At 72.1% G+C, this 12258-nt stretch carries 9 protein-coding genes; all 9 read left to right on the plus strand.

All coding sequences use genetic code 11. The features are described from left to right. Positions 1–18: 18 nt before the first annotated feature. Complete coding sequence (locus AB0N76_RS29370; protein ID WP_363562168.1) at positions 19–1827, plus strand: GAF domain-containing protein; 1809 nt, start codon at positions 19–21, stop codon at positions 1825–1827. A gap of 370 nt (positions 1828–2197) precedes the next feature. Continuing rightward, on the plus strand, positions 2198–2497 hold the full coding sequence (locus AB0N76_RS29375) for a hypothetical protein (RefSeq protein ID WP_363562170.1): 300 nt from the start codon (positions 2198–2200) through the stop codon (positions 2495–2497). Then, positions 2487–2897, plus strand: a complete 411-nt coding sequence (locus AB0N76_RS29380) for a hypothetical protein (protein WP_363562172.1) — start codon at positions 2487–2489, stop codon at positions 2895–2897. Before AB0N76_RS29375 ends, AB0N76_RS29380 begins: the two co-directional genes overlap by 11 nt. A gap of 388 nt (positions 2898–3285) precedes the next feature. Next, a complete protein-coding gene (locus tag AB0N76_RS29385) occupies positions 3286–4341 on the plus strand; it encodes a substrate-binding domain-containing protein (RefSeq protein ID WP_363562174.1) in 1056 nt (351 codons plus the stop codon). Positions 4342–4547: 206 nt separating this feature from the next. Further along, positions 4548–5144, plus strand: a complete 597-nt coding sequence (locus tag AB0N76_RS29390) for a hypothetical protein (RefSeq protein ID WP_363562176.1) — start codon at positions 4548–4550, stop codon at positions 5142–5144. Positions 5145–5393: 249 nt separating this feature from the next. Further along, positions 5394–8246, plus strand: coding sequence for a hypothetical protein (locus tag AB0N76_RS29395; protein ID WP_363562178.1), 2853 nt, complete (start codon positions 5394–5396; stop codon positions 8244–8246). Positions 8247–8355: 109 nt separating this feature from the next. Next, positions 8356–9375 carry a phosphate ABC transporter permease subunit PstC gene (pstC, locus tag AB0N76_RS29400; RefSeq protein WP_363562180.1) on the plus strand — a complete coding sequence of 340 codons (1020 nt, stop codon included), beginning with the start codon at positions 8356–8358 and terminating at the stop codon, positions 9373–9375. A 58-nt stretch (positions 9376–9433) separates the two neighbouring features. Next, positions 9434–10669 carry a phosphate ABC transporter permease PstA gene (gene pstA / locus AB0N76_RS29405; RefSeq protein ID WP_363562182.1) on the plus strand — a complete coding sequence of 412 codons (1236 nt, stop codon included), beginning with the start codon at positions 9434–9436 and terminating at the stop codon, positions 10667–10669. Between the two features lie 47 nt (positions 10670–10716). Continuing rightward, positions 10717–12258: substrate-binding domain-containing protein (locus AB0N76_RS29410; protein WP_363562184.1), on the plus strand; the 1542-nt coding region annotated here is incomplete at its 3' end.

The following is a 12258-nucleotide window of genomic DNA, read 5'->3' on the forward strand; positions in this document are numbered from 1 at the left end:
CAAACTACGCTCATCACCATGGACCCCACGCCAGACCTGCCCGACTTCGCCGCTTCGGACCCGGAGCCCGACCAGGCTCCCCATCGCGTCCCCGAGATCTCCTCGCTCGGGCTGGACACGCTGGTCACCGAGGTGGCGGAGCGGCTGCAGTCCGCCGCCGCCGTCACGGACCGGATGCAGCGGCTGCTGGAAGCGGTCGTCTCGGTCGGGGCCGGGCTGGATCTGCACGCCACGCTGCACCGGATCGCGACCGGGGCAGCCGAGCTGGTGGACGCCCGGTACGCGGCGCTCGGGGTGATCGCGCCGGGCGGACGCGGACTGACGGACTTCATCCACGTCGGCGTCGACGAGGAGACCGTCCGCGAGATCGGCGAGCTGCCGGCCGGACGGGGCATCCTCGGGGCGCTGATCGACCGGCCCGAGCCACTGCGCCTCAACGACCTCACCGCCGATCCGCGCTCCTCCGGCTTCCCGCCGCACCACCCGGCGATGAAGACCTTCCTCGGCGAGCCGATCCGGATCCGCGAGGAGGTGTTCGGCAACCTCTACCTCACCGAGAAGCGCGGCGGCGGCGCCTTCACCCCCGAGGACGAGCAGGTGGTGCACGCGCTGGCCGCGGCGGCCGGGGTCGCGATCGAGAACTCCCGGCTCTACGAGGAGGGCCGGCGCCGGGAGCGGTGGATCGCGGGCGCGGCCGCCGTCACGACGGCGCTGCTCTCCACCGACGAAGCCGAGGTCGCGCTGACCGTCGCCGCCGAGCAGGTCCGGGAGCTGGCGGACGCGGCGCTCGGGATGATCCTGCTGCCGACGGTGGACGGGCAGATGCGGATCGCCCACGCCTCCGGGGAGGCGGCCGAGTTCCTGCGGGGCGAGCTGATGCCGGCTCACAGTGTCGCGGCCAAGCTCTTCCAGGGGGAGAGCGTCCACCTCGACGACATGTCGACCGATCCGACCGTGGTGATCCGGCTGGCCCGCAGCTTCGGCCCCTCGCTGTCGGTGCCGATGGTCGCCGCCGGCCGGGTGCTCGGCGGCCTCTGCGTCTGGCGGCCGCGCGGCGCGGTGCCGTTCAGCGAGGCCGAGAAGCAGCTCGCCGAGACCTTCGCCTCGCAGGCCGCGCTCGCCCTGCGGCTCGCCGAGGGCCAGCGCGACCAGCAGCGGCTCGCCGTCTTCCAGGACCGCGACCGGATCGCCCGCGACCTCCACGACCTGGTGATCCAGCGGCTGTTCGCCACCGGGATGATGCTGGAGGGCGCCGCCCGGCGGGCCGTGGTGCCGGAGGTCAAGGACCGGATCGGCCAGGCCGTCGACGAGCTGGACGCCACCATCCAGGAGGTCCGCACCACCATCTACGCCCTCCAGCACGACAACCACGGCGACGCCCCCGACACCCTGCGGACCCGGGTGCTGCGCGAGTGCAGCCAGACCGCGGCGGCGCTCGGCTTCAAGCCCTCGGTGTCCTTCGTCGGTCCGGTGGAGAGCCTGGTCGGCGAGAAGACCGGCCGTCAGCTGCTGGCCGCACTGCGGGAGATGCTCTCCAACACCGCCCGGCACGCCCGGGCCTCCCGGGTCGGCGTCGAGGTCGACGCGACCGTCCACCTGGACGACGGCGGCCACCCCGTCGGCGGCGACCCGGAGTCGCTGGACCGGGGCGGCCGGCCCGGCGTCCTGCTGACCGTCACCGACGACGGCGTCGGCATCCCCGAAGGCGGCCGGCGCAGCGGCCTGCGGAACCTGACGCGGCGGGCGGAGGCACTCGGCGGCGACGCCTGGCACGAGCCCGGTCCGTACGGGAAGGGGACCCGGGTGCGGTGGACGGCGCGGCTCTGACACCCGCGGCATACCCGTCCTTGAACACCAGTGCTGGTGGTGGGCCTCGGCTCGGTCATTTTCGAACGGTTTGTGGGCGGTCGGAAGCCGCTCCGGGGTTGGTTGGCGCGCGAGTGGTGTGCACTCGGTGAAAGTTTAACGAGAGAGAACTTCGCGGCCAACGGAGCAAGTTGTGCATTTTGTGGGCTTCCGGCGCTCTCGTGTGCACACATAGCTTTACTCCCGTCTCGGAGAGGTACCGGACTGTGGGGGAGCAGTGGACGCGTCGGGCCGCGGTCACACCGCAGCAGGGGCAGGTCGAGGGGGGTTCCGGGCCGAACGGGCACCGGACGGGCGCTACCGCTGGCAACTGAAAGCACCGAACGGCCGGGTGGTCGCCGTCACCCCGGCCGCGTACGAGACCGCCTGGGAGGCGGAGCGCAGCTTCGACGGCTTACGGGTCGGCGCCGAGGCGCTCACCGCCCGGATCACGCACGTCCGGGACGGCATCGGGTGGATCTGGGTCATCCCCGGCTCCCGCACCCTTCCCGAGGTGCGCTCCAGCCGCGCGTACGAGCGGTACGCCACCTGTCAGAACGCCTTCCGGCGCTTCGTGGTGCTGCTCGCCAAGCAACCCGCCCTCGAACTCCCGGAAAGCGGTCCGTCGTTGAGAACCTCCGATGCCCGCTGAGCCGCGCGGGCCGCGCCTGCTCACGGTCCCGGCGGGCGACCGCTCGCTCGGCTGGGCGCTGCGCGCCGCCAACGGGCGGCAACTCGGCGTCGGCGTGCGCACCTACCGCGGCGAGGCCGAACTGGCCGAGGCCGTCCGCGAGTTGATCATCGAGCGGGCGGCGCTGCGCTGTACCGTCGGCCAGTCCGAGGCGCGGCTGTGGGTGTGGACGGCGTACCTGCCGGTCCGCACCACCCGCCGGGGCGCCGCGGGCGACGCGCCCGGCCCCGTCGCCCGCAGCGCCCGCGGGTACCTCCGGCGCGACCAGTGCCAGGCCGGCGTGACCGGCTTCCTGGCCGGCCTCCAGCGCCTGGGCCAGGACCTGCGCCGCCCCGGGCGCGACGACGCCTGGCCGTTCTGAGCCCGCCCCGCCTTCCCGCTTCCCCGTCTTCCCGCTTTCCCGCTTTCCCGCCTTCCCGTCGCTCCGCCCGACGGCACTCCCATCCCCCTCTTCCGGTGAAGCGCAGGTATCCGGCAACCCCCCGAGCCGACACCTGGAGAAGAACGTCACCGGCCTCCCACCTGCGGCTTTCCACCCCTCCACGGCCGTGCTGACCTGTCCCTAAACCTCACTGAACCGAGAAATCGACATTCGCCCGCCGACATCGACCACCCTTCCGACGGAACCGCGCCGAACGACAGGATCGGCACTGCCGGAGCGGCCGCCGCGGACGCGGCCCTCGGTCCCGGGACTGACAACCAGTACCCGGGTCAGCGATGCACCTCTCTCCCACCGGAGGAACAGGAACATGCGCAAGACCGCTGCCAAGCTGCTCGCCGCCGCCGCCATCGCCACCTCGGTCGCCACCATCGCCGCCGGCACGGCCGCCGCCGACCCGACCGTCACCCCGGCCGCCCAGGACATCGTGGGCGTCGGCTCGGACACCACCCAGGCCGTCCTGAACCAGTTCTCCACCGACTACAACGCCTTCCTGACGGGCAAGGGCGACACCACCTCGCCGCGCCTCTACAGCTGGGACTCCACCGGCACCTCGCCGCTGACCACCAAGACCGGTGCGACCTCCATCGCCCGTCCGAACGGCTCCGGCGCCGGCATCAACGCGCTGAACGCCAACACCAGCACCACGGTGGACTTCGCCCGCTCCTCGCGTGGCCCGAAGACCGGTGACCCGGCGTCCGACCTGTTCGTCGCCTACGCCAAGGACGCGGTGTCCTGGGCCTCCACCACCACGGGCAGCCACGCGCCGACCAACCTGACCACGGCCGATCTGACCGGCATCTACAACTGCACCATCACCAACTGGAACCAGATCACCGACATCCCGGGCTACACCGGCCCGAACGCCGCCATCAAGGCGTTCCTGCCGCAGACCAGCTCCGGCACCCGTTCCTTCTTCCTGTCCGCGCTGGGCCTGTCCACCCCGGGCAGCTGCGTCCAGGCCACCACCGTCCAGGAGAACCAGGGCACCGACACGATCCTGAACGACGCCGACGCGCTCGTTCCCTACTCGGCCGCCCACTACATCGGCCAGGTCTTCAAGGGCCACAGCAGCGGCAGCGACGCGGCCGGTGCGCTGAGCATCCGCTCGATCGACGGTCTGTCCCCGGTCGACGGCACCAACAACCTGGACGTCACCTTCTCCGACAGCGCCTTCGGCCGCGTGGTCTACAACGTGGTCCGCTCCGCCGACTGGAACGCCGGTGACGCGCACGCCGCCGCGCTGCGCGCGATCTTCGGCACCACCGGCTGGATCTGCAAGAACACCACCGCCGCCAACGACATCCGCAGCTACGGCTTCCGCACCCTGCCGGTCGGCGCCTGCGGCAGCACCACCCACGCCTGATCAGTCACCCCGTACCACCCGGCGGCCAGGGGCGCTCGCGCTCCTGGCCGCCGGCCACGCCGGACCGCACCAGCCGCCCAGCCGCACCACTCGCACCACCGGCACCGCCCGTAGGACCGCATGAGCCGCACCACCGCACCACCGCACGGCAAGAACCCACGGCCCCATGGCCGGACCGTTCCACGTTGCACACCTAGGAGAGCAGTATGTCCCGCACCAGCGCCCGCCTCGCCGCCATCGCCACCACCGTCGTGCTCGCCACCACCGGCCTGGCCGCCTCGGCCTCCGCCGACACCGCTCCGGCCGTCGCCCCGACCGGCAGTGCCGTGGTGCACGAGAGCAACACCTTCCTCGTGAACTCCCTGTCGGCGGGCGTCCTGGTCTTCGCGCTCCCGACGGCGACCGGCTCCTACGACAGCGTGACGGGCCTGTCGGCCGCCTTCCCGGTCACCGGCGGCTCCGCCAACCTCCCGGCCTACTCGGGCAACGTCCAGCTCGGTGGCGGGCTGCTCTTCATCAACCTGCGCACCGGCAAGAGCGCCGTCTTCAAGAACCTGGCCTTCCGGGTCGGCACCTTCCAGGTCACCGGTGTGCCGGAGGGCGGCACCACCCCGGTCGCGCTGCTCGACCCGGCCGGCGACACCTCGGTGGCCGGCAACGCCGCCGCCAGCTCCCTCGAGGCGACCGACCTCCAGGTGGACGAGGAGGGTGCGAAGTACCTCGACACCAAGCTGAACACCACCTTCTTCACCGCGGGCCAGTCGGTGGGTTCGTTCTCCTTCAACATCAAGGCCGGCAGCTGACACAGCTGGTTGCGGCGGCGGGGTCCGGTGTCCGGGCCCCGCTGTTCCGTGCTCCGGGGCGGAACCGGAGCCGGTGACCAACGGACTTGCTTCGCAGGCGTGTTGTGGCCTCGTACATCCGGGCGATCCACGGCGTCCACATACGGCTGGCCGAATGGTGACGGACCATCGGCGGCTTCTGGCCAGTCGCGTCCACGGTCCGGCCGGTTCCCGCGTCTACGCGCGCAGCGTCCCCTGGAGGTACACGTCATGAGAGTCCGTCCACCGGGTTCGAGAGCCCTGGGGAGGTGGGGCAAGGGGCTGCTGGCGGTCGGGCTGGCCTGGGCCGTCGCGGGGGTCTCGGCGATCCTTCCGCTGGGCGCGGGAACGGTGACCGAGGCCGTCGCCGCGTCGGCGACGACGGTGACCGGTCCGCCGGTGTGGATTCCGGCCACCGGGAAGTACGGCCCCACCGGAAAGGTGACCGTCTCCGAGACCGCCAACCTCACCAACCAGGTCGTCCACGTGTCCTGGGAAGGCTTCACGCCGACCGTGGACCCGGCCGGCAAGCCGGTGAAGTACGTCAAGCTCGACAGCAACACCCGCAAGGAGCTCTACGCCGTCCGGGTGTACCAGTGCCGGGGCAAGAACCCGACCGTCTTCGACTGCTACGGCAGCACCCACTACGGCAACGACGCGGCCAAGGGCTTCCTGCAGCCCCAGCCGGCGGCGGGCACCCGCACCCCCGAGTTCCCCTTCAACGGCGGTGTCCGGGTGACCGGCCCGGACGGCCGGGGCGAGGCGGACATCGAGCTCTGGACCTCCCAGGAGAGCCAGACGCTGGGGTGCGACGCGACGCACGACTGCTCGCTCGTGGTCGAGGCGAACTACGGCGGTGACGCGCTCGGTTGGAGCACCGAGGACGGTTCGATCAACTGCCAGGACCACTCGCTCGACAATCCGTCGATCAGCGGCTACTTCGCGATGGCCTCCGAGGCGACCTTCAACATGGGCGCCGCGGCGGACGACACCTGGAACCCCGGCGAGGCCTGCGCCTGGGCGAACCGCGTGGTCGTCCCGCTGAGCTTCGCGCCCACCGCCGGTGAGTGCGCCAGCACCACCATCGACCTGGACGTGGCGGGTCTGGCGATGGCCAACCGGGCGCTCCAGCAGTGGCGCGCCGGCTTCTGCCAGGGCGCGGCGCCGCTCGGCGTCTCCTACATCCCCAGCACCGGCGAGCCGCAGGCGCGTGCCGCGTTCCGCAACAAGCGCGGGCCGGACCTCGCCCTGACGGCGCTGCCGGACACCGAACCCGCCACCCGGCCGCACGTCTACGTGCCGCTGGCCACCAGTTCGGTCTCCGTGGTGTACGTGGTCGACGACACCGCGAACAGCAAGCAGATCAAGCGGCTGAACCTGACACCGCGACTGCTGGCCAAGATGCTGACGCAGTCCTACACCCTGGCCCCGGGCCAGCCGATCGATTCGGTCGCCGGCAACCCGACCTGCATCTTCGAGGATCCGGACTTCCTGGCCGTCAACCAGCTCGACGCGACGAGCGGCGAGCGCTGGCCGACGTGCACCGCCAGCGGATCGCCGGCCGACTCGGCCCCGATCGTGCTGTCCGGCACCACCGACCTGATCTACCAGCTGACCTCCTGGATCACCGCCGACCCGGAGGCCGCGCGCTTCCTCCAGGGCTCGTCGGACCCGTGGGGCATGCACCTGAACAGCTTCTACCTGCGGCCGGCCTTCCAGGGCTACCCGGTGGACACCATCCAGGTGCAGGACTACTCCGGGCCGGGCCACTGGAAGCAGTTCGAGATCAACCCGCTCAACGGCGGGCTGGCCGCGGTGGCCCGCAACGTCCTGCAGAACAAGTCCACCTGCCAGCTCCCGGTGGTCGACGCCGACGGCAAGCACGCCGCCTGCCCGGCCGTCGACCCGGGTCGGCGCGGCATGTTCGCCATCATGGACAGCGGGCAGGCGAAGGCGTACAGCTTCCCCGAGGCCGCGCTGCGCAATCCGGCCGGGCAGTTCGTCGCCCCGACCCTGGACTCGCTCCAGGCCGCCGTGGACACCATGCAGACCGACCCGGCGACCGCCACCCAGCGGCTCCCGTACGGATCGGTCGGCAGCGAGTTCGCCCGTTCGGCCAAGGCGTACCCGCTGACCGTGGTGCAGTACGCGATGGCGCCCACCGGCGGGTTGTCGGAGGAGCGGGCCAAGGCCGCCTCCGAGTTCCTCCGGCGGGTCACCGACCGCGGTGAGGGGCAGCGCTACGGCGTCGAGCCCGGTCACCTGGCGGTAGGCTTCCTCGGACTGACCCCGGCTCAGCTGGACCAGGCCCAGGACGCGGTGAAGCACGTCGCGGCGCAGGACGGCAAGTACCCCGGCAACCAGAACCCGCCGGCTCCCGAGCCCACGCCCACCCCGACCCCCGAGTCCACGCCCACCCCCGCGCCCACCACGGGCGGGGACGGCGGGACGAGCGGGACCGGCGGCACGGGTGGCACGCCCGTCAGCGGTACCACCGGCGGCGGCACCTCCGGCTCCGTCGACGGCACCGGTACCACCGGCACTGCTGGCGCCACGGGCACCGGCGGTACCACCGGCAGCACCGGCGGCACCGGGTCGGTGACCTCGGCGGTCGACGGCTCGACCGACACCACCGGTTCGGGTTCCACAGGTTCGGGTTCGACCGGGTCCGGTTCCACGGGTTCCGCTTCGAGCGGCTCGGGTGGTTCCGGCTCCAGCGGCTCGGGCATCGGCACCGGCAGCGGGTCCCTCGCGGGCACCACCGGCGCCGTGCCGGCGCCCGCCGCCGGTGCGGGCACCCCCGCGCCGGCCGCCAAGCCGACCGCCGCTCCGGCGGCGAGCCCGGCGGCGACCTCGAGCACGGCCGGCAGGCCGATCGCGGCCGCTCCGGTCGCGGCCGGCGCTCCGGCCCCCGACCGCTCCGGCTCCGCCCGGCTGCTGCTGCCGATCGCCCTGATCGCCGGTGTGGTCCTGCTGGTGGGGGGCCCGGCGGCGCTCCTCCTGGCCGGTACGCCGGCCGGCGCGCGGGCCGCCGCCGGGGCGTCCGGTCTCTGGGCGCGGCTGCGTCCCGGCCGTCGCGCCTGAGGAAAGACCCGTCCGACTCGGCGGGGCCGCCGTCCCGGCCCCGCCGAGTCCCTTCCCCGTCCCCCGCCACCCCGCACCTGTCCGTACCGAGCGCGCCGGAGAGCAGACCATGACAGCCGCCGCCGAGCCCGCGACACCGTTCGCCGAGGCTCCACGCCAGCCGGACCCCGACGTACCCCGCACGATCACCGCCCCGTCCACACCCGGCGACCGGGTGTTCCGCGGCCTGCTGCGGGCGGCCGGCCTCTCAGTCTTCGCGATCATGGGCCTGATCGCGTTCTTCCTGATCCTGCGTGGTGCGGACGCGCTTCGCGAGGTCGGGTTCTCCTTCTTCACCGAGGAGAAGTGGCAGACCCAGGCCCACAACTTCGGCATCGCCGCCGTCCTGCCCAACGGCCTGCTGATCGCCGTGATCGCGCTGGTCATCGCCGTTCCGGTGGCGCTCTCGGCGGCGGTCTTCATCTCCGAGTACGCGCCGGTGCGACTGCGCGCCACGCTGATCTCGCTGGTGGACCTGATGGCCGCGATCCCGAGCATCGTCTACGGCCTCTGGGGGCTGTTCTTCCTCCAGCCCCGGATCATCGGCTTCAGCCGGTGGCTGAGCAACCACCTCGGCGACGCGATCCCCTTCCTCAAGGTCCGGATCGGTGACATCGGCACCTCGTACACCTCGTCGACCTTCATCGCGGGCGTGGTCGTCTCGCTGATGATCATCCCGATCGTCGCCTCGCTCAGCCGGGAGGTCTTCTCCCAGGCCCCCCAGGGCGAGCGGGAGGGTGCCTACGCCCTCGGCTCGACCAGGTGGGGGATGGTGCGCACGGTGGTGCTGCCGTTCGGGCGCGGCGGGGTGATCGGCGCGGTGATGCTCGGCTTCGGGCGCGCGATGGGCGAGACCATCGCCGTCGCGCTGATCATCTCGCCGAGCTTCAAGACCATCACCCACGTCCTGGAGAGCGGGGCCAACTCGATCTCCGCGCTGATCGCCCTGCGCTTCGGCGAGTCCGACCCGCTGTCGCTCTCCGCGCTGATGGCGGCCGGGCTGGTGCTCTTCGGACTCACCCTGCTGGTCAACGTGGCGGCCGGGTTCGTGATCAACCGGTCCCGCTCCGGCGCGGCCACGGCGGACTGAGTATGACCGTCCGCCGCCGCCCCCGCCCGCTGCCGCCCCGTCCTGGAGGGACGAACCGATGACCACGCTCGACCTGCCGGCCGACCGCACCCCCGCGTCGGCCCCGGCCCCGGTGCCGGAGAAGACCGGATCCCCGATCGCGGGGCCGCCGGAGCCCCCGGAGCGGAAGGTGAAGCTCGGCGGGGTCACCCGGGAGGACGTGCTGACCGTGTTCGGCGCGCTGACCGGGTCACTGGCCCTCGACTGGCTGCTCTACGAACGCGTGCTGCCGTTCAGCGGCGCGTTCGGCTTCCTGCTCTGCTGGTACCTGCTCTTCCTCGTCGGCTACACGCTGCTCGGCCGCCTCCAGTGGGGGCGGCTCCTCGTCCGCGAGCGCCTGGCGTCCGTGCTCGCCTGGAGCTCCGGCCTGCTGGTGGTCGCGCTGATCGCCGATCAGATCGGCTTCGTCGCGATGCGCGGCATGGAGGCGGCCCGGCACGCCAACTTCTTCACCGAGTCGATGGAGACCACCGCCCCGCTCTCCCCGATCACCTCGGGCGGCGCGCTCAACGCGGTGGTCGGATCGCTCGAACAGCTCGGCCTGGCCACGCTGTTCGCCGTTCCGCTGGGCATCGCCGCAGCGATCTTCATGTCCGAGGTCGGGGGCCGGCTGGCCCGTCCGGTGCGGACCCTGGTGGAGGCGATGACGGCGCTGCCGTCCATCGTGGCCGGCCTCTTCGTGCTCGGCGTCGTCATCATCACCTTCGGCTTCGAGAAGAGCGGGTTCGCCGCCTCGCTGGCACTGACCGTGATGATGATGCCGATCGTCACCCGGGCCGCCGAGGTGGTCATCCGACTGGTGCCCGGCACGCTCCGGGAGGCGTCGTACGCGCTGGGCGGCAGCCAGTGGCGCACGGTCTGGAACGTCGTCCTGCCGACCGCCCGGCCCGGTCTGGTGACCGCGGTGGTGCTGGGCATGGCGCGCGGTGTCGGCGAGACCTCGCCGGTGCTGCTCACCTCCGGGTTCACCACGCAGCTCAACGGAAACCCGTTCGCCGACCGGCAGGTCTCGCTGCCGCTCTACATCTGGAACTACGTCAAGATGCCGTACCCCGGCATGGTCGCGCGCGCCTTCGCGGCCGCGCTGACCCTGATGGTCGTGGTGCTGATCCTCTTCGTCACCGCCCGGGTGCTCGGCGGGCGGCGTCCCGGTCAGCTGACCCGTCGGCAGCGGCGTCGGATCGACCGCTCGGCCCGGGAGGCCGAGGCGGCCGCGGTGGCCGCCCGGACCCAGGCCCTGGCAGGTGCGCAGTGATGCCGCCGATCTCCGAACCAACCACCCTCCGTACCAGAGGAGTCCCCATGTCGTGGGAGGCCGCAAGCCGACCCGTGGCCCGTACCGCCGCCGTGCTGTTGTCCCTGGCCCTCGCCGCGGCCTCGCTGCTGCTGGGTCAGAGCGTCCCGGCGTTCGCGGCCACCTCGTTGAACGCAGACGGGTCGAGCTGGGCGGGCCCGGCCATCGACCAGTGGCGCAACGACGTCAACCCGCAGGGCATCAAGATCAACTTCAATGCGATCGGTTCGGCCGCCGGCCGCAACCAGTGGGCCATCGGCCAGAACGACTTCACCGCCTCCGACGTGCCGTTCCGCTCGCAGCGCGACGACGGTCTCGGCGAGAACGGTCACCAGAACGGTTCGGGCAACGTCGAGAACCCGGTCTACGGGTACTCCTACGTGCCGATCACCGCCGGTGGCACCGCCTTCATGTACAACCTGTCCATCGGCGGCAAGCAGGTCCGTGACCTGCGGCTGTCCCCGGACACGATCGTGGGCATCTTCACCGGCAAGATCACCGACTGGGCCGATCCGAAGATCACCGCCGACTACGGCAGGGCCCTGCCGTCGGTCCCGATCACCCCGATCATCCGCTCCGACGGCTCGGGCGCCACGGCCCAGTTCACCCGCTGGATGCAGCACACCCACCAGAACGAGTGGGAGGCGTACTGCCGCAGCGTCAACGGCGTTCCGTGCGGCGACTACACCGAGTTCTTCCCGGCCTCGGGCCGGATGAACGCCCTGAACGGCTCCGACGTCGTCGCCAACTTCATCAAGGGCGCCGCCGGCCGCGGCACGATCGGCTACGACGAGTACGCCTTCGCCAAGAGCAGCGACTGGCCGGTCGTCAAGGTGCTCAACCCGGCCGGCTACTACTCACTGCCGACCGCCTCCAACGTCGCCGTCGCGCTCACCGCCGCCAAGATCCGGGGCGTCGACGACAACACCTCGCCGCAGGACCCGAACTTCCTCCAGCAGAACCTCAACGGCGTCTACACCAACGCCGACCCGCGGTCCTACCCGATCTCCAGCTACAGCTACCTGATCGTGCCGCGCAAGGACGCCGCGCTCCCGCCGCCGCCGCGCTTCAACGACGAGAAGGGCAGCGCGCTCAGCCGGTTCATCTCGTACGTGCTCTGCGCCGGCCAGGGCAAGGCCGACGACCTCGGTTACTCGCCGATCCCCCGCAACCTGGTCCGCGGCGGGATGCTGCAGACCGCCCACATCCCGGGCAACGCCAGCACCGTCGACCCCAACACCCTGGCCAACTGCCCCAACCCGACCTTCAACGCCGCCGGTGAGCTGACCGTCCTCACCAACGCCCCGCAGCCCAGCCCCTGCGACGCCAAGGGCCAGCCGCTGGACTGCAAGGTGGACGGCGGCGGCAAGCCGGTGTCCGGCGGCTCCGCCTCCGGCGGGTCCTCCTCCGGTGGCGCGGCCTCCGGCGGCGCCGGGACGGGCGGCTCCGGCGGGGCGGCGTCCTCGGGTACCGGTGCCGGTTCCGGTGGGGTGTCGTTCAAGAGCTCGCACGTCCAGCGGTGCGCCCGCCGGTCGCTGATGAAGAGCCGC

The organism is Kitasatospora sp. NPDC093806, from assembly GCF_040683335.1.
Lineage (GTDB): Bacteria > Actinomycetota > Actinomycetes > Streptomycetales > Streptomycetaceae > Kitasatospora.